Here is a 22,069-nt window from a genome sequence, read left to right as displayed (position 1 = left end):
CGGCTGTGAGGTGGCTCAAGGAGAACTCTCTGGCCCTCGCATTCATGATCATGTTCTTCCTGGCGCTGGCCGGGCAGGCGGTGGCCGGGATGTCGCAGTACAACGACCAGCAGATGGCCGAGGGCGCCGAGCCGGTCTCGTTCCTGCAGTACGTGACGTCGTCCCCGTTCGCGGTGGACGTGGCGGAGAACTGGCAGTCGGAGTACCTGCAGTTCTTCCTGTTCATCATGCTGACCGTCTGGCTCGTGCAGAAGGGGTCGCCCGAGTCCAAGAAGGTGGACGAGGCGGGGTCGGAGTCCGACGAGAAGCAGCGGATCGGGGCGCATGCCGGCTCCAGGTCTCCCCGGTGGGCCAGGGTCGGCGGGCTGAGGCTGTGGCTGTTCAGCAACTCGCTGGGGCTGGTGATGGGTGCCGTCTTCGTACTGTCGTGGCTGGCACAGTCGGTGGCGGGGCAGGCGTCGTACAACGCGGAGCGGCTCGGTGACCTGCGCGATCCGGTGTCCTGGTGGTCGTACGTGACCTCGCCCGAGTTCTGGGCCCGTACGCTGCAGAACTGGCAGTCGGAGCTGCTGGCGGTCCTGTCGATGGTGGTGCTCTCGATCTACCTGCGGCAGCGGGGCTCGCCCGAGTCGAAGCCGGTCGGTGCGCCTCACACGGCCACGAGCGTGGAGGGCTGACCGGTGATCACAGCGGCGATGCGGGTGCCTTGGGGGAAGGCGCCTTGCCGCGCGAGATCCACGATCCCGTAGAGCATTTTGGCCACATAGATGCCCTCGACCCGATATTTCGCGATAAATGCGTCCAAGGCGGGTGTTGATTTGGCGTATCCGCCGAAGTGGTAATCCAGGCGGATCTCCCAGTTCGACCAGGTGCGTCCGTACGCCTCGCGCTGGAGCCTGGCCACCTCGCCGGCGAGGAACCCCGCCCCCTTCAGCACCGCGAACCCGATCGCCCGCTTGCCCTCCGGCAGCCCGGCCGCGATCCCGGCCAGCGTCCCGCCGGTGCCGACCGGGCAGCAGATGACGTCGTACTCCTCGGCGATCTCCCCCGGCAGTTCGGCGCACCCGCGCACGGCCGCCGCGTTGCTCCCGCCCTCGGGCAGGATCATCACGTCGTCCCCCCACCGCGCCCGCAGCCCGGCCAGCACGGGTTCGGTGTGCTTGAGCCGGTAGGTGGCCCTGTCCATATAAGTGAGGGTCATCCCGCACGCCTTCGCGTGGGCGAGCGACGGGTTCAGCGGCACGTGCTCCTCGCCCCGGATGACCCCGATCGTCTCGATCCCGTGCCGCCGCCCCGCCTCGGCCACGGCCCTGATGTGGTTGGAGTACGCGCCGCCGAAGGTCAGCAGCCGGGAATGGCCCAGGTTGTACTTGAGTTTGCGCGGTTTGTTGTCGTCGTGCACCAGGAACACACGGACCTGCCCGGGCCCTGGATCCAGGAGCTCGTCCATGGCGCTAGTCTACGGTCGGGCCTTTGTTGAGGAGTGTTCGATTATGCGCGTTGTTGAAGCTTTTGCTACCGCCTACGGTACGTCCCCCCAGACCGTCTGGCATGCGCCCGGCCGGGTCAATCTGATCGGCGAGCACACCGACTACAACGACGGCTTCGTACTCCCCTTCGCCGTGCCGTGGGGCATCACGGCCGCGATCACCCCGCGCGCCGACCGGACCATCCGGCTCCTCTCCCTCCAGTCCTCCGGCGAGCCCGTCACCATCGCGAGCCACGAGGAATCGAAGGGCTGGACCCGCTACGTCGTCGGCGTGCTCGCCATGCTGGGCGACCAGGTGCCGGGCGCGGACATCGCCATCGACGGCGACATCCCGGCGGGCGCGGGCCTCAGCTCCAGCGCCGCCCTCGAGGTGGCCGTCGCCTCGGCGCTCAACGACCTGCACGACCTGGGCATGACGCCCATGGAGCTCGCCCTGCTCAGCCAGAAGGCCGAGAACGACTTCGTCGGCATGCCCTGCGGCATCATGGACCAGGCCGCCTCGGCGCTGGGCAAGGAGGGCCACGCGCTGTTCCTCGACTGCCGCTCCCTCGGCTCCAGGAACATCCCGCTCGACCTGGCCTCCCACGGGCTGAGCATGCTCATCATCGACACGCAGGCGCACCACGAGCACGCGGGCGGCGAGTACGCCAAGCGCCGCGCGGAGTGCGAGTCGGCGGCCCGCAAGCTCGGCGTTCCCGCCCTGCGCGACGTCACGGACCTGGCGGCGGCCCTCGACCAGTTGCAGGGGGACGAGCGCAAGCGCACGATGCACGTGGTCACGGAGAACCACCGCGTGGAGGCCCTCATCGGCCTCCTGCGCGCCGGAGCCGTCACCGAGATCGGCGCCATCCTGAACGCCTCCCACCTGTCGCTCCGTGACCAGTACGAGGTGTCGTCGCCGGAGCTGGACGTGGCAGTGGATGCCGCCATCCGGGGCGGGGCGCGGGGCGCCCGGATGACGGGCGGCGGCTTCGGCGGCTCGGCCATCGCCCTGGTGCCGGTGGACCGCCTGTCCAGTGTCGAGGAGTCGGTGTCGAACGCGTTCGCCGAGCACGGCTTCCAGTCCCCCCGCTTCCTCCCCGCCACCCCCGCCCCCGGCGCCCACCGCCTGGCGTGAGCCACCTCGTGACGTGAGGCGCCCCGCAGGACACCCATCGCCCCGAGCCGTCACGTGATCATGCCCTCCGCACCCACCGAGCGCCGCGTCGGCGGCACGGTGTGTGGCGGAGACCGGCGCCCTGGACGGCGTTCAGCCACGTACGGCGCGGAGGATGGGCGATGCCGTCGGACGTCTGGGGCGAGGCGTCAGGGCGCGCGTGCATTTCCTGGTTTGGCGGGACAAAGGAGCGGCCGCGAGTAAAGATGGGGCTATCGGTCATCAGGGGCCGGTAGCCGCGGATAAGTAGTGACGGTGGCGAGGAGAGGGCGCCGCCACCAGGACCGTGCCGCCGACCCGGAATCGGTGGGGCGATCCGATGACGGAGAAGTGCTGGTTGCCGCGTGCGTACCTGGATTACGAACCTGCGTCCTTTCGATGCCCTCGCCGTACAGGCGGTGCTCGAGCGAACCACCGACCTTCGCGAGGCGGAGCGTTTCATCAGGCTCTTCCACGCCGAGAACCCCAAAGCCGGAGGCATGACCGCCCGCCTGCGCGACGTCACCAGGGATGTGGCCCGCCGCGGGACCTACACGCACACGTACGAGGAGCTGGAGTTCGGCGCCCGGGTGGCCTGGCGCAACAGCAACCGGTGCATCGGGCGGCTCTACTGGCGCTCGCTGAAGGTACGTGACCGCCGGCAGGTGACCACGGCGGAGGGGGTGGCCCTCGAGTGCGTCGCCCACCTGCGCGAGGCCACCGGGAACGGCAAGATCAGGCCCACCGTCACCGTCCTGCCCCCCGACACGCCCGCCCGCCCAGGGCCCCGGATACTAAACGACCAGCTCATCCGGTACGCGGGCTACCGCAATCGCGACGGGAGCATCGTCGGCGACCCGCGCAACGTGGAGCTCACCGAGATGGCCAAGGCGCTGGGCTGGTCCGGCAGGTTCGGGCGGTTCGACGTGCTGCCGCTGATCATCCAGCCGAGCATGGGCGATCCGCTCATGTGCAACCTGCCAGGGGACGCCGTGCTGGAGGTGCCGCTGGTTCACCCCGAATACCCGTGGTTCGAGGAGCTGGGCCTGCGCTGGCACGCCGTACCGGCTATTTCGGATATGTGCTTGGAGATCGGCGGCATCTGCTACCCGTGCGCGCCCTTCAACGGCTGGTACATGGGCACCGAGATCGGCGCCCGCAACCTCGCCGACACCGGCAGGTACGACCAGCTCGAGGTGGTCGCCGACCGGCTGGGCCTGGACACCTCCACCGAGCGGACACTGTGGCGCGACCACGCGCTGGTGGAGCTGAACGTGGCGGTGCTGTACTCGTTCGAGCAGGCGGGCGTCACGATGACCGACCACCACACCGAGTCGCGCCGCTTCCTCACCCACCTGGCACGCGAGGAGCAGGCCGGGCGTGTCTGCCCCGCCGACTGGTCGTGGATCGTGCCACCGCTGTCAGGCAGCGCCACCCCGGTCTTCCACCGCTACTACGACACCAGGGTCCTCACCCCCGCCTTCGTCCACCACCGTTGACCGACGCTTGCCTTCCCCGCCTAGAACATGGTTCGGTTAGGGCATGGCAGAACTCGTGCTCTCATCCCTCGACCAGGGCGTACTCACCCTGACCTTCAACCGGCCCGACACACTGAACGCGTGGACGGTCGCCATGGGGCGGCGCTACTTCGACCTGCTGGCGAAGGCGGAGAAGGACCCGGAGGTGCGGGCCGTGGTGGTCACGGGCGCGGGCAAGGGGTTCTGCTCGGGGGCGGACTTCAAGGCGCTGGCCGCGATCCGGAGCGGCTCATATGACGAGGAGCCCGACCCCCGGCCGAACACGTTCCCGACCACCATCGGCAAGCCGGTCATCGCCGCCGTCAACGGGGCCTGCGCCGGGCTGGGCATGGTGCACGCTCTGGTCTGCGACCTCGTCTTCACGGCCGCGGACGCCAAGTGGACCACGGCCTTCCCGCGTCGCGGGCTGATCGCGGAGTACGGGCTGTCCTGGGTGCTGCCCAGGATCATGGGGCAGCAGCGGGCCATGGACATCCTGCTGTCCGGACGGGTGTTCACCGGGGCCGAGGCGTACGAGCTGGGGCTGGTGAACCGGGCGGTGCCGGGCGAGTCGGTGGTTTCGGAGGCTCAGGCGTACGCGCGGGAGCTGGCGGCGTACAGCTCTCCCGCGTCGATGGCGGTGATCAAGCGGCAGGTGTGGCACGACTGGAACGCCACCCTGGAGGCCTCCACCGCGACAGCCGTCCAGGAGATGGTCGCCTCCTTCGGCCGTCCGGACTTCGGGGAGGGCGTCGCGAGCTTCCTGGAGCGCCGCCCGCCGAACTTCCCGCCGCTGTGACGCCGCCGCGCCCCTGGGACGGCCCAGGGGCGCGGCGCTGAGGCCTACCGGCCCACGCGGTCGTCCCACACGCAGGTGAGGTGGACGACGCGGCCGCGGTGCCAGCGCTTGCCCACCTTGACCTTGCGCGGCAGTTCCCTGGCCGGAACGCTGATCGACAGCCGGTCGGCGGGCACGGTCGTCACGCCGTCAACGGTGACGGGCTCGGCGAGCTGACGGTCGATGAAGTCCTCGTCGATGAGCTCGGCCACCTTCGCCTTGGAGAACCTGACGACCTTGCCGTCACTCAGCCGGCAGGTCAGCCTGCCGCCGCGGAAGCCCGGCTCGACGTGCACCCTGACCGGCCCGTCGTCGTGCACCTTGGCCGGCCCGTCGTCGCGCACCTTGAGCGGGCCGTCGTCGGCCAGCGCGGATCCGGCCATCGCGGCCAGCCCGAGCACGGCAGCTGTGACGACCACGGCAGCGCGTCGCTTGAACATGGGGTCTCCTTCCCCGAGTCGATAAGGACAGCCCGAGGGTGGCCCGCCACACCTGAAGCCGGGCTTAAGACAGCCGAAGTGATCTTCAGGTACGGCGTGGGCGGCGGTCTTGACCGTGGCCTTCAGCGTGCGGAGGGTCTGGGAATCACATGGCGTTGGAGAGGGGCGTCTGCCGGCTGGTCGCGTGCAGGTTGGTGATGACGGCGGTGGATTTGCCGACAAGGGCGGCGGCCACGTACCGGTCGATGACCGGGAGCCGGGCGAGTTTGAGGGCTGCCCGCCGGAAGCGAAGCTGGCGAGTGGTGGCGGGGATGAACCAGCGTGTCCCGTCACGGGCTGCCTGCTGCTTGTCGGTGACCACCGGTCGCAGCGCCTGCTCATAGCGTTGCAGCGCGGTCTCGATGGTGTCGGTGCGGGACAGGTGCTCTGCCAGGACATAGGCGCCGGTGATGCCCAAGGACGCGCCCTGGCCGGCCAGCAGGGACACCGCGTGGGCGGCATCGCCGATGAGCACGACGCGGTCCCGGCTCCAGGTCGGCATGTCGATCTGGGCGACCTGGTCGTAGTAGACCTGCTCTGGTGGTGGGCAGGCGGCCAAGGCGCGTGGCGCGGCCCAGCCGAGGGCTGCGTATTCGTGGCGGATCGCCGCGCGTGGATCGGCCGGTAGTGCGGGGTCTGGTGTGCGATGCACGGTGAAGACCGCCACGCGCTGGTCCCGCAGCGCGTAGAAGCCCATCTGCCGGTTGACGGTATCCGTCAGGCAGAACTGTCCGGTTACTTGGGCGTGGATGTCGGCGTCGTCGAACGAGTATGCGGCGGTGTGGAATCCCAGATAGCGCAGGAATTGCGGCTCGGGTCCGAAAACCTGCCTGCGAACGGTGGAGTGGATGCCGTCAGCGCCCACCAGGAGGTCGGCTTCGATTGTGCTGTCGTCGCTGAGCGTGACGGTGACGCCGTCGGTGCGGTTGTCGATGCGGGTGAGCTTGGTGGCGTGGCGCACCTCGACCCGGTCGGAGACGTGTTCGCGCAGAGCGCGTTCCAGGTCGGGGCGCATGATGCTGACCAGCCGGCCGTTCACGATCTTGGCGAACTGGGCGAAGCGCATGCGGGAGCGCCGGCGGCCGTTGTGATCCCGGTAGGTCATTTCCTCGACGTGGTATCCCAGCTCGCGGATGCGCGGCAGCACGCCCATGGCCTCGGCGGCGTCGTAGCCGGGACCGAAGAAGTCGATCATGTAGCCCTGAGTACGCGGGCCTGGCGCCTTTTCCACGACCACGACCTCGGCCCCGAAGGCATCGAGGCGCTGGGCCAGGGCGAGCCCGGCGATGCCTGCCCCGCAGATGACCACTTTCATGGTGTGTCAGCAGTCCTTTCGCGCGCGGATGGGCGTCCGGAACCGGCGGGTGTGATGAGCCGGTCCAGGACGGTTGTCAGGTCCGCGGTGTCCGGACCTGGGCCGAGCGCGCGGTGCAGCATGATGCCGTCGATTGCGGCAGCCAGCACCGCGGCGGTCGCCTCGGGTGCGGCCAGCCCGTGCTCGGCCAGCCGGTCGGCCAACCGCCGCCGGAACTCGGCGACGACTTCACCCAGTGCGCGGCGCAGGCCTTCGTCACGGCCGGCGGCCAGATACGTCTCGGCGAACAGCAGCGAGGTCGGATCCCGGCCGTCATAATCCTTCAGGAAACCCACCATCAGCTTGAGCGCTTCGTCGGGCGTGTGTGCCTGTTCCAGTCCTGCGCCGAGCTGTTCGATCAGAGCGCGCATCACGCCGAGCGCGGCCTCGGCCAGCAAAGCCGGTACCGAGGTGAAGTGATAGTGCACCACGCCGGGGGCCACCCCGGCTCGCTCGGCCAGCATCCGGGTGCTGACCGCCGACCAACCTCGCTCCGCGATCAGCTCGGCCGCCACACCCAGCAGCCGCTGACGCGCCTCGCGTCCCCGTTCCGCCGCCGTCGCACTCATCGCTCACGCTCCTGGTCGATCGCCCTGGGCAAACGTCTTGGACGTTTGACCAGAATCTAGCACGGCATACCCCCGGGCACGCAAAGGCCGCGGACCAGCTCTGCCGGACTGCATCGTCGCCGGGCTGCGCAAGCGTGGCGCCGACTTCCGCTGCGCGGCCTACGAGTGATCAAGAGGAAGGCGGAATCTCGTCAGCACCCGACGCCTGAAACCACGCCAGCCGCCTACGGGCATCCGATCAGGCCCGTCATCGTCCATGAGGCCGAGACCATGGACGCCGTCTTCGGCAACGGCAGACCAATCCGGGTAGCGGGCTCCCGGAACGACTCAGGCCCCCTATCCTTGATCTAGGAAGGGGGCCCGAACCGTGTGTCTTTCAGCTCTACCAGAGCTCCCGCGATAGGACTCGAACCTATAACCTGCCGGTTAACAGCCGGCTGCTCTGCCGTTGAGCTACGCGGGATCGTGCATCTGCGCACTTCGCCGGGGGTTGGCCCCTTCGCCGTGCGCAGGAATAGATTAGCGCACTCCTGGAGTGCGTGTCGCATCGTAAGCGGGGTAGGGCCGGAGACAGCGGAGGTGCAAGATGCGTTATCGGATGACATTCGCTGCTGGTCTGGCGATCGGCTACGTGCTGGGCAGCCGGGCGGGACGCGAACGGTACGAGCAGATCAAGCGGACGGCGCAGCGCGTGGCCGACAACCCGCGGGTCCAGGAGGTCGCCGGGGTGGTGGGCGCGCAGGCGTCGAAGCTGGCGGGGATGGCGAGGTCGAGGGTGGGTGACACGCTGCAGCACCGCATCCCCTTCCTCAGCTCCGACCGGCACAAGCCGGACGCGGGCACGGGATGGCCGGATGAGGACATCGTGGACAGGAAGGCCCGCGAGAGCGGCATCCCGTACTGATCTCACGCGCGGAGCATGGGCGCCTCAGACGCCCATGCTGCGCCGCAGCCCCTCAAGGGCCTGTTCGGCCTGCGCGCGCAGGCCGGGATCCGCGGGGTCGAGGCCGTCGTCGAAGACGAAGGTCCAGCCGAGCACCTCCCCGCCGGGCCGGCGCCTGGCCACCAGCCGCACGCCGCCCCTCCCTGGCAGCTTGACGTGCTTGTTGACCACGATCGTGGAGTTGACGCGCTCCCGCACGGTCTCGGGCACCAGCCGCGGCTCGGAGACCTGCGCGACGTGCCACGCGCCGTCCATGGTGAGCACCCGCACGCCCTGTTCGTCCCACGACGCCTTGTCGATCTCCTCGTACGGCAGTCGCGTCCCGTCCGTCAGGTAGAGGGCGAGGTTCGTGGCGACCACGTAGCCGGAGGCCGCACCGGCGGCGAAGGTCAGCACCCGCTCCCCCGGCTCGGTGTCCAGGGACTTGCGCACATCGGCGGGCAGGCGGCGGAAAAAACTCATTCCACCACGTTATCGGCGAGCAGATCGAGGGTGAGCGCCGCACTCCACGAGAAGTCCCTGCACCCGCGCCCGCTGCCGTCGAAGGGGTCGAAGCACTCGCGGAAGCCGGCCTGCCGCACCAGGCGCAGGGTGCAGTTGGTGAGCTGCTGGCCGAGGTGGTCGAGCGAGTGCACGGCCGCGGCCCTGCGCAGCAGCCAGTTGGTGTTCACCCAGGAGGGGCCGCGCCAGTAGCGCGTACGGTCGAACTGGGCGGCGCGGATCTCGCAGCTCGGCACCGGATAGCCGGTGGCCCCCATGAACCTGGCCGACTCCAGCACCTCCACGGCCGCGTGCAGGCGGTCGCTGGGCAGCCCCGGATCCAGCAGCGGCCCGAAGGCGCCCACCGTGCACACCCGGATCAGCCGGTCGGTCCGCAGGTCGCGGGCGTAGAAGCAGCCGTCCCAGAGGCGGTCGAGCATGGCCTGCCTGATGCGGTCGGCCTGCTCGGCGTGCGGCACGGGGTCGGCGCCCACCAGGGGCGCCAACTCGGCCAGGGCCTGGCAGGAGGCCAGCCAGATCCCGTTGAACATCGGGTCCTCGATCGCGAACGGGTGCTCGTCCCGCAGGTACTCGGCCCTGTATCCGGCGTCCCGGTAACGCATGGCGAGCCAGACATAGCGGTCGTGGTCGCTGTCCGGGTGGCGCTCGTCCAGCTCGACGTTGCGGTAGCCGTACCTGATCACGGGCAGTGCGGCCAGCGCGTCGTCCCAGGAGGGGCTGTCGTCCATGCCCGACTCCCAGGGGTGCACGATCGCGGCCAGGCCCGCGCCGCCGAGGTCGCGGGCCGTGGACAGGTAGGCGTGCTGGGCGACCAGCGCCGGGTAGGTCTTCCTGACGAAGGCGACGTCGCCGGTGTGCCGGTAGAGCCACCACAGGGCCAGCGCGTGCATCGGTGGTGAGGTGAGCCCCGAGGTGAGCACGTGTGGCGCGGCAGCGTGCTCCTGCGAGCGCCACACGGAGGGACCCGGGAAGTATGCCTCTCGCGTGTGGAAGACGATGTGCGGCAACATTCCGGTGGCCCACTGCCCCCGCAACAGGCTGAGCAGCTCGTCGCGGGCCCGGTCGGGCCGGTGCCTGGCCAGGCCGATGACGACGAACGCGGAGTCCCAGCTCCATTGGTGCGGATAGAGACCTGGCGCGGGCACGGTGCCACTGCCCGTCCAGTTCGCCTCGAGCACGGCCAGCGCCTCGCGCCCGAGCGCGGCATCGTCGACCGCCGGCCGCGCCTCCATCACCCAACTATGACCGCGGATGCCGCAGGAAGCTATGTTCTTCTGGCCCACTTCGTCAGGAGCATGACGCCGAACGCCACGGCGCCGATGATGAGGCCCCACTTGAGCAGCGTGAGGGCGAAGCCCAGGAGGGGGCCGAGGAGTACGAGCGCGGCCACGATCGCCGCGACAATCAGCAGAATTCGTCCCATGTCTGCAACGGTAAGAGATCCTTTAAGCGGATTGCAGGCGAGGCAGGGTTGAATCAGGGACAAGTCAGGGGTGACCCCGACCCTTGGAACCAACCGGCCGAATCCCCCGTTTAGCTGGTAGGACCAAGGGGGCATCGGGGGCCCGCTTCACGGGGAGCGTGATGAGCCTGGGACCACCTATGAGCAGGGAGGGCGTCGAGCACGCCCTGCGCGCTCGCGCCGACGAACGCGACCGTATCTCCGGCGACCTGCTCGATCTCGAATCCCACACCACCTACCAGCTGCTCAAGGGAGCCTCCTTACGCGGGGCGACCCAGCGGAGATGGGCCGCGGCGCAGGAGTCGCTGGCCACGCTGTGGTCGCTGAACGACGCGTACCGGGCCGTGTTGCGCGACGCCGAGCAGATCAGGGCCGCCCGCTCCAGGCCGGGCGCGGAGCAGCTGGAGCAGCTGACCGAGCTGCTCGCGGGCACGTCCGTGGTGCTGCGGGCCGCGGCCAAGCCGGTCGAGCAGCGCTCGCTGCTCCCCCAGAAGGACGAGCGGCTGACCCTCGACCAGACCGTGGCGCGGATGGACGCCGCCTTCCGGGAGGTCACCTCCGCCCTCAATGACATCGACGCGGTGTGGAACACCGTGCTGCCCCGCCTCGACGGCGCCGACAACGACCTGCGCCGCATCCGCGACCTCGAACGTGAGCTCGGCGAGAGCGCCGACCTGACGGCGCAGGAGGTCGAGCTGCGGCGCCTGCGCGCCTCGTTCCTCGAAGACCCCCTCGGCGCGCCCGTCGAGCAGGACCTCGACCGGCTGGCCCGGCTGCTGGCCGGCTCCCGGACGGAGCTGGAGCTGGCGCTCACCGTCAAGGCCGAGTACGGCAGGCGCAGGGAGGACCTGGTGGCCGCGCTCGACCGGGTCCGGGCGGCCGAGAGCGAGGCCCGGCTGGCCCACGGCGCGGTCGTCGTCAAGATAGCCCTGCCGCCCCAGGCCCAGCCGCGGAGCCGGGCCGAGCCGCTGGCCGCCGAGCTGGACGCGCTCGACGCCTCCGCCGACACCTGGGTGCTGCGGGCCAAGCGGCTGGCGGGGCTGGAGGACGAGGCCCGCAAGGCCGCCGAGCAGTCGCTGGCCACGGCCAAGGCGCTCTACGGACTGGTCGGCAGGCGTGACGAGCTGCGCGGGCGGCTCGGCGCCTGCCAGGTGATGGCGGTGCGCAAGGGCCTGGCGGAGGACCCCGCGGCGGCCGAGCTGTACGAACGGGCGCGCGTGCTGCTGTGGAGCGCGCCCTGCGACCTGACGAAGGCGGCGGCGGCCGTCGAGACGTACCAGCGCGCGATTCACGGAGGTAAGGGATGACCCGCTGCGCGCAGCCCGGCTGCACGGGCACGATTGAGGACGGTTACTGCGACCTGTGCGGCCACTCGGCGAGCGCGCCCGCACCTGCCTCCCAGCCCTCCGCCCCGATCGCCTCCATGCCGCTCCAGACGCAGCCGGTGAGCAGGTCGGTCACCTCGCCGGTGAGCAGCGGCCGGTCGCGGGCCGGCAGGCTGGCCACCATCGCCGACCTGCCGTCGGTGCCCTACCGCGACCCGACCACGGCCGTCATGCCGAACCCCGCGGTGCCCGAGGACAAGCGGTACTGCGCCAACCCGGCGTGCGGCAAGGAGGTCGGCCGGTCCAGGGAGGGGCGGGCCGGGCTGACGGACGGGTTCTGCCCGCACTGCCGCACCCAGTTCTCCTTCACCCCCAAGCTGGGCAAGGACGACCTGGTGGCGGGCCAGTACCGGGTGCTGGGCTGCCTGGCGCACGGCGGGCTGGGCTGGATCTACCTGGCCTCCGACGAGAACCTCGACGGCATGTGGGTGGTGCTCAAGGGCCTGCTCAACACCAATGACGCCGAGGCGCTGGCGGCGGCGGAGGCGGAGCGGAAGTTCCTCACCACGGTCGACCACCCCAACATCGTCAAGATCCTCAACTTCCAGCGCTCCGGCGGCTTCGGCTACATCGTCATGGAGTACGTGGGCGGCCAGTCGCTGCACGAGCTGCGCCGCCAGGGCCCGCTGCCGCTCCGCGAGACCCTGATGTACGGCCGGGAGATCCTGCAGGCGTTCGCGTACCTGCACGAGCACGGCATGGTCTACTGCGACCTCAAGCCGGCCAACGTGATCAGGGTCGGCAAGCGGCTCAAGCTCATCGACCTGGGCGCGGTGCTGCCCATCGGCTCGCCGCCGGGCTCCGGATGGGCCACGCCCGGCTACCACGGCCCCGAGGTGGAGTCCCATTCCGCCGCGGCCACCGCCGACCTCTACACCGTGGCCAGGACGCTGGCGGTGCTGGCCGTCCCGGGCTTCGTCCCGTACGCCAACGGCGTGGCCACGCCGCTGCCCGACGACTGCGGGCACCCGTCGTTCACCCGGCTGCTGCGCAAGGCGACCGCCGTCAATCCCGCTCACAGGTTCCAGAGCGCGGAGGAGATGGAGGAGCAGCTCATCGGGGTGCTGCGGGAGGTGAGCGCCCTCGAGGACGGCGTGCCGTACCCGGCGCCCTCGCCGATGTTCGGGCCCGAGCGGGCCGCGGTGGGCACGGCGCTGTCGGAGGCGGGCGACAAGGTGTTCGGGCCGCTCGACCCGGCGTCGGTCGCGGGCGCGCTGCCGGTGCCGCTGGTCGATCCGGCCGACCCGGCGGCGGGCGCGCTGGCCGGGCTGCTCGGCCGCGACAGCAAGGAGCTGATCGACCAGCTCGCCGCGATGCCGCAGACGCCCGAGACGAAGCTGATGCGGGCCAGGCTGCTGGCGGAGGAGGGCGCGGCCGAGGCTCCGGTCGCGCTGAGTGAGCTGGAGCAGGAGCTGCCCGGCGACTGGCGGGTGACCTGGTACCGCGGGGTGCTGGCGCTGGCCGCGGGGCAGAGCGACCAGGCCGTGTCGATGTTCGACTGGTGCCTGTCGGCGCTGCCCGGCGAGCTGGCGCCGAAGCTGGCGCTGGCGTTCGCGCTGGAATGCGCGGGCAAGCCGGCGGCCACCTGGTACGGAGGCGTCTGGCGGACCGATCACTCCTACGTGAGCGCGGCGTTCGGGCTGGCCAGGTCGGGCAGGATGAGCGTGCTGGACGAGGTGCCCGCACACTCGATCTACCGGGTGTCGGCGCAGGTGGCGCAGGCGATCTCCGTCGTCCGGCGGCCCGACCTGGCCGCGCTCGTCACGGACGACCTGGTGGGCGCGGCCGACCGGCTGGCCAGGCAGGCCGACCTCGACCCGCGCCGCCGCGACGTGCTCACCGCCGAGCTGCTCACGTCGGCGCTGACCTGGCTCGAGACGGGCTCGCCGCCGAAGGGCGCGCAACTGGCCGGCGCGCCGTTCACCGAGACGGGGCTGCGCAAGCGGCTCGAGTCGATCTACCGCAAGCTGGCGGTCGCGGCCGAGTCACGCCAGGAGCGCCACGCGCTCATCGACCAGGCGAACGCGGTACGACCTAGGACCTGGTTGTGATGGGCGCCATGAACTGCCCTGTGTGTGAGGCGCCCGTGCTGGCGGGCGACACCTACTGTGAGGCGTGCGGCCACACCCTGGGCGCGCCGGCCTGCGCGTCGTGCGGCGCGCACGCCGTGGACGCGGAGGGCTACTGCGAGCGGTGCGGCCTGCGCCAGCCCACCGGCAGGGACCACGCGGAGATCGTGCTCGACGGCGGCGCGGCGGCCCTCACCGACAAGGGGCTGCGCCGCAGCCGCAACGAGGACGCGATGGCCCTGCTCGCGTCCGGAGCTGCGATCGTGACCGTGATCTGCGACGGCGTGGGCAGCTCGCCCAGGGCCGACGAGGCGTCCGCGGTGGCCGTCGAGACCGCCTCCGCCGCGCTGGTCAGGGGGCTGCCGCCGGAGGAGGCGTTCGACCTGGCCGGGCGGGCGGTGGCCAAGCTCGCCACGTCCGTGGACGACGCGCCCGCCAGCACGTACATCGCCGCGGTCGTCGAGGGAGGCCGGATCACGCTCGGCTGGGCCGGCGACACCCGGGCCTACTGGCTGCCGCGCTCCCAGCAGAGACACAGCACCCTGCTGACTGAGGATGACGCCGTCGAGACCGGCGAGATCACCGCCTGGCTCGGCGCCGACGCCGTCGACGTCGCGCTCCACGTACGCACCCTCACCCCGGAGGAGCCCGGCCTGCTGCTCGTCTGCAGCGACGGCCTGTGGCGCTACCTGGACGGCTACGCCTTCCCCAGCACCGGGACCCCCATCGAGATGGCCCGCGAGATGCTCCGCCACGCGCTGGACTCCGGCGGCCAGGACAACGTGACCATCGCCTTGATCCCCCTAGGAGTAACGCATGGGTGACCAGCCCACTTTCACCCTGACCATCGACCAGAACAAGTACCTCCCGACCGACGGCCGCGAGGTGCACGCCATCCTCACGGTCGGCTCCACGGGCGGCGTGACCACGCAGTCCGTGACCGCGGAGGCCGCCGAAGTGATCATCATTGACACGTCCGGCTCGATGAGCGGTGGCAAGATCCGCGAGGCCAGGCAGGCGGCCGTGACCGCCGTGCGGACCCTGCGTGACGGGGTCCACTTCGCGGTGATCGCCGGCACGGAGCGGGCCAAGGTGGTCTACCCGGGTGGCAACGCCAACCTGGTCAAGGCCGGCCCGGCCACCAGGGCCGAGGCCGAGCGGGCGATCAGCCGGTTGTCCGCGCACGGCGGCACCGCCATGGGTGAGTGGCTGAAGCTGGCGGGCCACCTGTTGTCGGCGCACCCGTCGGCGATCAGGCACGCGCTGCTGATGACCGACGGCCAGAACAACGAGCGCACCGACGTGTTCGCGTCCGTGCTGGCGGCCTGGAGCGGCAAGTTCGTGTGCGACTCGCTGGGGATCGGCGAGGACTGGGTGCCCGGGGAGCTGCGGAAGGTCTCCGAGGCGATGCTCGGCACATTTGACTTCGTACGGAACCAAGGGGATCTGTCCGAGTACTTCCGCAGGCTGACGCAGACGTCGATGAGCAAGACCGTGGCCGAGCTGTCGCTGCGGGTGTGGGTGCCGCAGACCGCCACGCTCAAGTTCGTCAAGCAGGTCTCCCCCACGCTGCTCGACCTGACCGGCAAGCGCTCCGACGTGAACCCGCTGACCGGCGACTACCCGACCGGCTCGTGGGGCGCCGAGGAGCGCGAGTACCACATCTGCGTGGAGGTGCCGCCGGGTCAGATCGGCCACGAGATCAGGGCCGGCTGGGTCAAGCTCGTACGCCCCGACACCCAGGAGGTCCTGGCCAGCGGGAACGTGCTCGCCCAGTGGACCGACGACCTGGCGGCGTCCACCCGGATCAACAACAAGGTCGCCCACTACACCGGCCAGGCCGAGCTGCACGAGCTCATCCAGGACGGGCTCAGCGCCAGGGCGATGGGCGACGTCGACACCGCGACAGCCCGCCTGGCCAAGGCCAAGGAGCTGGCCGCCCACTCGGGGCGCGAGGACACCGCCAGGCTGCTGGAGAAGGTGGTCGAGGTCGATCCGGCCACCGGCACGGCCAGGCTACGCAGGAACGTGGAGAAGGCGGACGAGCTCGAGCTCGACACCGGCTCCGTCCGTACCAGCCGGTTGCGCAAGGAAGGAAGCTGATGGCCACCTGCCCGCAGGGGCACGCGTCGGGTGCCGACGACTACTGCGACGTCTGCGGCGCCCAGATGACCGGCGCGCCCGCACCTCAACCCCAGGCCCAGGCCGCGGTCCCGGCGGCCGAGTCGTGCCCGGTCTGCCAGGCGCCGCGCGCCGGGCAGTTCTGCGAGGTGTGCGGCCACGACTACACCGGCGGCGGCGCCCCCGTCTCCGTCCCCCTGAGCGGGGCCCAGTGGGAGGCCGTCACCGCCGCCGACCGCACGTACTACGAGAAGGTCGTCGCCGAGGGCGGCCCCGACGCCGCCGCGATGGCCTTCCCGCCGTACTGCCCGGAGCGCTCGTTCGCGCTGGTCGGCGAGCAGGTACGCATCGGACGGCGCAGCAGGGCCAGGAACCTGGCCCCCGAGATCGACCTGACCGGGCCGCCCGAGGACCCGGGCGTCTCCCACCTGCACGCCGTGCTGCTGGCCCAGCCGGACGGCTCGTGGACGCTGGTCGACCCCGGCTCCTCCAACGGCACCCAGGTGAACGGCAAGGCCGTCAAGGTGAACGTGCCGGTCAGGATCGGCCCCGGCGACAAGATCCACCTGGGCGCGTGGACCGTCATCACCATCAGGGAGGGCACGCCGTGACCCTGGTGCAGCCCCAGCCCAAGGCGCCCGTCGCGCAGGCCGCTCCGGCTCCCGTGCGCCGGAGCGTGCCCGGCAGGATCCGGGTCATCACCGGCGTCACCGTCGCCTCGCTGGCCCTGCTCTTCGCGGCGCTCGCGGTCGGCAGCATGAGCGCCCGCGACGGCCTGCAGGTCATCGGGCGCGACGCGGGACCGCAGGTGGTCGCCACCGCCGATCTCTACCTGGGGCTGAGCGACATGGACGCGCAGGTGGCCAACGTGCTGGTGATGGGCGACCAGTACGCGCCGCAGCGCAAGCAGGCGCTCGACCGCTACGACCAGCAGCGGTCCAAGGCCAATGGGGCACTGATGCAGGCGCTCTCTCTGGCCGACACCAAGGCCGAGCGGGAGACCGTGCGGTCGGTGCTCGACAAGCTGGGCCGCTACGAACGGCTGGCCGGCCAGGCGCTGCTGCTCGACGAGCGGTCCAAGCACGCGCCCGGGCCGCCTCCCCAGGAGGTGGTGCTGACCTACCGCGAGGCCACCAAGCTGATGCGGGTCGAGCTGCTGCCCCAGGCGTACAACCTGACCCTGGAGACCGGCACGATCGTGCGCGCGACCTATGACGAGAAGGCGGTCATGGTGCCGCTCCTGCGGGTTGCGGTGGTGCTGGCCGGGCTCCTGGCACTGGGCTGCCTGGTCTGGCTGCAGATCTTCCTGGCGCATCGCTTCCGCCGGGTCTTCGGGCCGGCGCTGCTGGTCGCCACCGTGACGACCGCGGTCGCGCTGATCTCCGGAATGAACGTGCTCAGCACGGACGAGGCCGCGCTGCGTGAGGCCAAGTCGGCCGGGTTCGACTCGGTGCTGACGCTCGCCAAGGCGCGCTCGATCAGCAACAGCATGCAGGGCGACCAGAGCCGCTACCTGCTGGACAAGGAGTGGGCCGACACCTACGAGCACACGTTCCTGGACAAGGCGATGTCGGTCGTCTACTTCAAGGCGGGCAACCTGCGGACCTACCACGACCAGGTCGCCACGGGCTCCAGGCGCTTCCTCGGCATGCTGGGACCCGAGCTCGTCGGCAAGGAGGGCACCGACGCGCTGGAGGCGTACCGGGCCTTCCAGGCCTCAGACACGAAGTTCCGGGAGCTGGTGGCGAGCGGCAAGACCAATGAGGCGGTCGCCGAGCGGCTCGGCCCGGTGACCACGGCGTTCGACGCGTACGACCGCGCGCTCCTGTCGCTGTCCGCCAGGCACCAGGCCCAGTTCACGCGGGCGATCGCGAGCGGCGAGAGCGCGCTGGACAACCTGTGGCGGCTGCTGCCGTTCGCCATCGGCGGGATCGGCCTGCTGGTCATGGCGGGCGTGTGGCCACGACTCAAGGAGTACCGGTGAAGCGGGCGCTGATGGTGGTGCTGGCCCTGGTCGCGACGGTGGCCGCGGGCTGCGGGACGGACGGGCAGGAATCGGTCCTGGACAAGGAGAAGATCGTCGTGGCGGTACGCCCCGACCTGCCGTCGGTCGGGTTCCGCCGGCCCGACGGCAGGTTCGAGGGCTTCGACGTGGACGTGGCCGCCTACATCGCCCGCAAGCTGGGCAAGGAGGCCACCTATATCCCCGTGCTGGCCGCCGACCGGCAGAAGGTCATCACCGACGGCAGGGCCGACCTGGTGCTGGCCACGTTCACGATCGACCAGGAGCGCAAGAAGGAGGTGCTCTTCGCGGGGCCGTACCACATCTCCTACCAGGACATCCTGCAGCGGCCCGACGAGACGATCAAGAACGTGCGCGACCTCAAGGGCCGCAGGATCTGCAACGTCAAGGGCTCGAACGCGGCCGACCGGGTCGTGAAGGAGCGGGAGGTGGCGGCGCAGCTCGTGCCGTTCGACGACTACAAGACGTGCCTGGCGGCGCTGAAGAGCAACCGGGTGGACGCGGTCACCACCAACGACGTCATCCTGGCGGGGCTGGCCAACCAGGACGGCACGGGGCTGAAGCTGGCCAACGCGCAGTTCAACGAGCAGCGCACCGGCGTGGGCATGCGCAGAAGCGACGTGCCGGGGTGCGAGGCGGTCAACCGGGCGATCACCGACATGTACCAGGACGGGACGGCGAGCAGGCTGCTGCACCGGTGGTTCGGCACGTCAGGGCTGGACCTGTCGACCATCGCGGTGCCGCAGTTCGAGGGCTGCTCCTGAGGTTCGAGGGCTGCTGCTGAGCATGGGACAGGCCCGGGCGGCACTCGCCCGGGCCCGTTTCCTCGGATCAGTCCAGGTAGTCCCTGAGCATCTGCGCGCGCGTCGGGTGGCGGAGCTTGGCCAGGGTCTTCGACTCGATCTGCCGGATGCGCTCCCGCGTGACGCCGAACTCCCTGCCCACCTCCTCCAGCGTGCGCGGATGCCCGTCGGCCAGGCCGAAGCGGAGCTGGATGATGCGCTGCTCGCGATCGGAGAGCGTGGCCAGGATGTCGTCGAGCTGGTCCTGCAGCATGATGAAGGCCGCGGCCTCCATGGGCACGACAGCGTCGGCGTCCTCGATGAAGTCGCCGAGGTCGGAGTCCTCCTCACCGATCGGCGACTGCAGCGACACGGGCTCCTGGGCGATGCGCTGGATCTCCACCACGCGATCGACAGGGAGGTCCATCTCCTTGGCGATCTCCTCGGGGATCGGCTCGCGGCCGAGGTCCTGGTGGAGCTGGCGTTGCACGCGTACGAGCTTGTTGATCGTCTCCACCATGTGCACGGGGATGCGGATCGTCCGAGCCTGGTCGGCGATGGCCCTGGTGATCGCCTGCCTGATCCACCAGGTCGCGTAGGTGGAGAACTTGTAGCCCTTTGTGTAGTCGAACTTCTCGACCGCCCTGATGAGCCCGAGGTTGCCCTCCTGGATCAGGTCCAGGAACAACATGCCGCGGCCCACGTATCGCTTGGCGATCGACACCACGAGCCTGAGGTTGGCTTCGATGAGCCGCTGTTTGGCCCGGGTGCCCTGCCAGACCAGCTCCCTGAACTCCGGGAAGGCCAGACGCGAGACCCCGTTGGCCAGCTTGTCCTCGGCGAACAGGCCGGCTTCGATCGACTTGGCGAGCTCCACCTCCTCCTCGGCGGTCAGCAGCGGCACACGGCCGATCTCCCGTAGATATATACGGACCAGATCGCTGGTCGGCGCCCGCTTGCCAACGTCTTCTTCATCGGCGCGGGTGGACTCCTCGTCGCCCTGGGGCTCGAGGACCTCCACGCCGTTCTCGGCGAGCATCCGCACGACGCGTTCCAGCGCGTCGGACGGCAGCTCGGACCGGTCAAGCGCGGCGGCGACGTCATCGACGGTTACGCTCCCGCGCTCCCTTCCCTTCGCGACGAGGTCCGCCACCTGGTCTACCGATGGCGGACTGCTTGGCAGCACCGATGCACCCACGGGAGACAGTCTGCAGTATTGGTTCCATCAAATGGCAGACCCATTTTTGTCACCGAAGGTAAGGCGATCGTGCTTACCGAATTGAGATCGCTTTTAGGTTTGGCCGGAGTTTGATCAGGAAAGTAAAGTCAATTACGCGGTCTGGATTCAGGCGCCCGGCGACACCCCCCGGCCGGACGCAACTCTTTCGCTGCCCTGACGTCGTTCTTCAGCGCCTTTGTCACGTAGTGGACCGCGCCAAGTTCCCCGGTCGACCCCCCTGGTATGCCGCCTGCGACCGCGGCCAAACTGTTATCAACCACCGGCGTGATACGCCCGGCTCTCGGGGGTCCGGTACGCGTCCGCGACCTCGCTCGCGCCGGTGTCCACGTCGATTCTGAGGCGCTGTGTCCGTTTCCCGTCGTCCACGCGGAGCGTCACCTCACGGTCTCCCGTCCAGGTGGCGGCGGCGGGCCGCTGTTTCAGCGGGAGCCGCCGGCCGGCCTTCCGGGTCGCCAGGTCGTACACCACCAGGCCCGGGGCCTCGCCCGGCACGTAGACGACGATCCTGCGCCCGTCGGCCGCCAGCGCCGCGACCTTGCCCTCGCTGTCGTCCTCGGGCAGGTTGTGGCCCACGATCTGGGGCGGCGTGCCGCGGCGGAGCACGCGGCCGCGCAGGTCCGTGACGATGACGTCGGTGGTCGGGCCGCTGTTCTTGACCAGCAGCACCTCGCCGCCGTCGCCGCTGAACCCGGCGGCCCACAGGTGGAAGGGGGCCGGGAGCGTGCCGATGCTCTTGCCCGTGCCGGTGTCGAAGACCCGCGCCCAATGGGTCCCGTCGTTGTCGAAATACGCCAGCCGCCTGCCGTCCGGCGACAACATCAGCCGCGTCTCGTCCACGCCGACCTTGTTCCTGGGCTGTCTGAACGACCCGATGCGCCTGCCCGCGGGGTAGGTGACGAGCGCTCTGTCCTTGGGCCTGAAGTACGCCGCCCGGGTCCCGTCCGCGCTCACCGCGACCGGTGTCGTGCCTTCTCCCAGCGCCTTGAGCGTCCGCGTGGCCCCGCTCCGCAGCACCACCCGCAACTTTCCGGACTTGAGCGGTACGGCGTACCGGATCGGGTCACTCTTGGCCTGGGCGGCTGGAATGATCGCGAACGGCAGCAAAAGCCCGGCCGCAACGGCAATGCGCATCCTCATCGCTTTTTCGGCACCCCCGCGAAGATCGTGTATTTGTCCAGCTGCTTGATGGCGCCCGTGGCGGCGTCAAGGGCGTAGACCCAGGTGGTCCACCGGCCCTCCTCGTCGGAGCCGTCGCCCCGATACAGCTCCAGCCGCCCGCGCGGCCCCCAGCCCAGGCCCTGCGTGGCCGGCTTGAGCTTGATCGCCTTGGCCTTCCCCGCCCAGCCGCGGGCCTGGAGGTCATAGGCGCGCACCTGCTCGGGCCGCTTGTCCGTCGTCGGCAACAGCACCAGCACTGTGTGACCGTCCGCCGCCAGCGCGAGGCTGGCGTGGATGGAGACCACCACCTGGGGCGGCGTGTCGGCGACGGGCTCGCCGCCGAGTGAATGGGCGATCAGCTCGACCGTGTTGTCGGACTTCTGCCTCGTCGCGAGCACCTCGTCGCCGTCGGCGCTGAACCCCATGGGCACGTCGCCCGCCGGGATCGTCGCCAGCGTCGTGCCGTCGGCCGCGTCCACCACCAGCCCCGGCCGCTTCTTGGCCGCCTCGGGGTAGGCGACCAGCAGGCGGCTGCCGTCGGGCGACAGCTGCAGCTCGATGTACTTGGTGCCCACGCCCTTGCCGTAGGCGGGCAGGACGGTCGCCTTGCCGCCGGGCCACCGCTTGACGACCACCCGGCCGTCGCGGGCCCTGACGTAGGCGATCGTGCTGCCGTCCCCGCTGACCTGGAACGGAGCCGGACCGTCCTCGACCTCGTCGGCCCTGCTGCCGTCGGCCTCGGTGGCGTACCTGGCGGCGTCGGGGAACTTCACCCAGCGGCCGTCGCGGAGGTAGAGGTGCCAGGGGGCGCCCTTGCAGGGCATGAAGTAGTCGCCCCCGCAGTTGGGCAGGTGCGCGGTCCTGATGACCGGGTCCTTCGCCGCGCCTGCCGCGGCGGGCGCGGCCCCGGCCACCGCCAGCGCCGCCAGGGCGGTGATGATCTTGACTCTCACGCCCGGTTAGACCACCCCGCCGCCGCAAAGGTTGATCACGAACGGATCACA

At 70.3% G+C, this 22,069-nt stretch carries 22 protein-coding genes and 1 tRNA gene; 12 read left to right on the top strand and 11 right to left on the bottom strand.

All coding sequences use genetic code 11. From position 1 onward, the window contains the following. The first annotated feature begins 5 nt into the window (after nt 1-5). Complete coding sequence (locus ABN273_RS45175) at nt 6-677, top strand: DUF6766 family protein (protein WP_349455751.1); 672 nt, start codon at nt 6-8, stop codon at nt 675-677. Here the strand turns inward: ABN273_RS45175 and ABN273_RS45170 are convergent. Beyond that, the gene (locus ABN273_RS45170) at nt 650-1,450 is read right to left on the bottom strand and encodes a 1-aminocyclopropane-1-carboxylate deaminase/D-cysteine desulfhydrase (protein ID WP_349455750.1); all 801 of its coding nucleotides are present in this window, start codon (nt 1,448-1,450) and stop codon (nt 650-652) included. The two genes, ABN273_RS45175 and ABN273_RS45170, sit on opposite strands and share 28 nt — an antisense overlap. Nucleotides 1,451-1,493: 43 nt before the next feature. Here ABN273_RS45170 and galK point away from each other — a divergent pair, with 43 nt between their 5' ends. The 3 genes from galK to ABN273_RS45155 all read left to right on the top strand — a co-directional run bounded on the left by galK (nt 1,494) and on the right by ABN273_RS45155 (nt 4,940). Further along, entirely contained in the window at nt 1,494-2,606 is a 1,113-nt protein-coding gene (gene galK, locus ABN273_RS45165) for a galactokinase (protein ID WP_349455749.1), read from the top strand. Between the two features lie 383 nt (nt 2,607-2,989). Next, on the top strand, nt 2,990-4,123 hold the full coding sequence (locus tag ABN273_RS45160; protein WP_349455748.1) for a nitric oxide synthase oxygenase: 1,134 nt from the start codon (nt 2,990-2,992) through the stop codon (nt 4,121-4,123). Between the two features lie 43 nt (nt 4,124-4,166). Next, nucleotides 4,167-4,940, top strand: coding sequence for an enoyl-CoA hydratase-related protein (locus tag ABN273_RS45155; protein WP_349455747.1), 774 nt, complete (start codon nt 4,167-4,169; stop codon nt 4,938-4,940). A gap of 44 nt (nt 4,941-4,984) precedes the next feature. On the opposite strand, the gene ABN273_RS45150 is transcribed toward ABN273_RS45155, so the two are convergent. From ABN273_RS45150 to ABN273_RS45135, 4 genes are all read right to left on the bottom strand, one after another. Then, entirely contained in the window at nt 4,985-5,419 is a 435-nt protein-coding gene (locus tag ABN273_RS45150; RefSeq protein WP_349455746.1) for a hypothetical protein, read from the bottom strand. 145 nt (nt 5,420-5,564) lie between these two features. Next, nucleotides 5,565-6,773 (bottom strand): FAD-dependent monooxygenase, encoded by a 1,209-nt coding sequence (locus tag ABN273_RS45145; protein WP_349455745.1) that lies wholly within the window; start codon nt 6,771-6,773, stop codon nt 5,565-5,567. Continuing rightward, a complete protein-coding gene (locus tag ABN273_RS45140) occupies nt 6,770-7,381 on the bottom strand; it encodes a TetR/AcrR family transcriptional regulator (RefSeq protein WP_349455744.1) in 612 nt (203 codons plus the stop codon). The genes ABN273_RS45145 and ABN273_RS45140 overlap by 4 nt, the downstream gene beginning before the upstream one ends. 391 nt (nt 7,382-7,772) lie before the next feature. Next, nucleotides 7,773-7,844: transfer RNA gene (locus ABN273_RS45135), tRNA-Asn, on the bottom strand. A gap of 123 nt (nt 7,845-7,967) precedes the next feature. Here ABN273_RS45135 and ABN273_RS45130 point away from each other — a divergent pair. Further along, nucleotides 7,968-8,285, top strand: a complete 318-nt coding sequence (locus ABN273_RS45130; protein ID WP_349455743.1) for a YtxH domain-containing protein — start codon at nt 7,968-7,970, stop codon at nt 8,283-8,285. 24 nt (nt 8,286-8,309) lie between these two features. On the opposite strand, the gene ABN273_RS45125 is transcribed toward ABN273_RS45130, so the two are convergent. The 3 genes from ABN273_RS45125 to ABN273_RS45115 are packed head-to-tail and all read right to left on the bottom strand — an operon-like array spanning nt 8,310 to nt 10,248. Next, on the bottom strand, nt 8,310-8,786 hold the full coding sequence (locus ABN273_RS45125; protein WP_349455742.1) for a hypothetical protein: 477 nt from the start codon (nt 8,784-8,786) through the stop codon (nt 8,310-8,312). After that, nucleotides 8,783-10,057, bottom strand: a complete 1,275-nt coding sequence (locus tag ABN273_RS45120; RefSeq protein ID WP_349455741.1) for an amylo-alpha-1,6-glucosidase — start codon at nt 10,055-10,057, stop codon at nt 8,783-8,785. The genes ABN273_RS45125 and ABN273_RS45120 overlap by 4 nt, the downstream gene beginning before the upstream one ends. A 32-nt stretch (nt 10,058-10,089) precedes the next feature. Beyond that, complete coding sequence (locus tag ABN273_RS45115; protein ID WP_349455740.1) at nt 10,090-10,248, bottom strand: hypothetical protein; 159 nt, start codon at nt 10,246-10,248, stop codon at nt 10,090-10,092. 179 nt (nt 10,249-10,427) lie between these two features. Here ABN273_RS45115 and ABN273_RS45110 point away from each other — a divergent pair, with 179 nt between their 5' ends. Genes ABN273_RS45110 through ABN273_RS45080 form a run of 7 tightly spaced genes read left to right on the top strand, consistent with a single transcriptional unit; the run spans nt 10,428 to nt 18,649 of the window. After that, a complete protein-coding gene (locus ABN273_RS45110) occupies nt 10,428-11,594 on the top strand; it encodes a hypothetical protein (RefSeq protein ID WP_349455739.1) in 1,167 nt (388 codons plus the stop codon). Then, nucleotides 11,591-13,723 (top strand): tetratricopeptide repeat protein, encoded by a 2,133-nt coding sequence (locus tag ABN273_RS45105; protein WP_349455738.1) that lies wholly within the window; start codon nt 11,591-11,593, stop codon nt 13,721-13,723. Before ABN273_RS45110 ends, ABN273_RS45105 begins: the two co-directional genes overlap by 4 nt. An 8-nt stretch (nt 13,724-13,731) precedes the next feature. After that, nucleotides 13,732-14,565: a PP2C family protein-serine/threonine phosphatase gene (locus ABN273_RS45100; RefSeq protein ID WP_349455737.1), complete on the top strand. Its 834-nt coding sequence runs from the start codon at nt 13,732-13,734 to the stop codon at nt 14,563-14,565. Then, a complete protein-coding gene (locus ABN273_RS45095; RefSeq protein ID WP_349455736.1) occupies nt 14,558-15,844 on the top strand; it encodes a vWA domain-containing protein in 1,287 nt (428 codons plus the stop codon). Before ABN273_RS45100 ends, ABN273_RS45095 begins: the two co-directional genes overlap by 8 nt. Next, nucleotides 15,844-16,473: an FHA domain-containing protein gene (locus tag ABN273_RS45090; protein ID WP_349455735.1), complete on the top strand. Its 630-nt coding sequence runs from the start codon at nt 15,844-15,846 to the stop codon at nt 16,471-16,473. Before ABN273_RS45095 ends, ABN273_RS45090 begins: the two co-directional genes overlap by 1 nt. Continuing rightward, on the top strand, nt 16,470-17,846 hold the full coding sequence (locus tag ABN273_RS45085; RefSeq protein WP_349455734.1) for a GlnX family signal transduction membrane protein: 1,377 nt from the start codon (nt 16,470-16,472) through the stop codon (nt 17,844-17,846). The genes ABN273_RS45090 and ABN273_RS45085 overlap by 4 nt, the downstream gene beginning before the upstream one ends. Beyond that, nucleotides 17,843-18,649 carry a transporter substrate-binding domain-containing protein gene (locus ABN273_RS45080; RefSeq protein ID WP_349455733.1) on the top strand — a complete coding sequence of 269 codons (807 nt, stop codon included), beginning with the start codon at nt 17,843-17,845 and terminating at the stop codon, nt 18,647-18,649. The genes ABN273_RS45085 and ABN273_RS45080 overlap by 4 nt, the downstream gene beginning before the upstream one ends. A gap of 67 nt (nt 18,650-18,716) precedes the next feature. Here the strand turns inward: ABN273_RS45080 and rpoD are convergent, their stop codons facing one another. From rpoD to ABN273_RS45065, 3 genes are all read right to left on the bottom strand, one after another. Beyond that, nucleotides 18,717-19,820, bottom strand: a complete 1,104-nt coding sequence (gene rpoD, locus ABN273_RS45075) for an RNA polymerase sigma factor RpoD (protein WP_241563834.1) — start codon at nt 19,818-19,820, stop codon at nt 18,717-18,719. Nucleotides 19,821-20,159: 339 nt separating this feature from the next. After that, nucleotides 20,160-21,038, bottom strand: coding sequence for a WD40 repeat domain-containing protein (locus ABN273_RS45070; RefSeq protein ID WP_349455732.1), 879 nt, complete (start codon nt 21,036-21,038; stop codon nt 20,160-20,162). A gap of 2 nt (nt 21,039-21,040) precedes the next feature. Further along, nucleotides 21,041-22,018, bottom strand: coding sequence for a TolB-like translocation protein (locus ABN273_RS45065; RefSeq protein WP_349455731.1), 978 nt, complete (start codon nt 22,016-22,018; stop codon nt 21,041-21,043). Between the last annotated feature and the right edge of the window lie 51 nt (nt 22,019-22,069).

Origin of the sequence: Nonomuraea sp. B19D2 (genome assembly GCF_040137845.1) — a bacterium.
GTDB lineage: Bacteria > Actinomycetota > Actinomycetes > Streptosporangiales > Streptosporangiaceae > Nonomuraea.
This window is presented reverse-complemented; position numbering and strand designations above follow the sequence as displayed.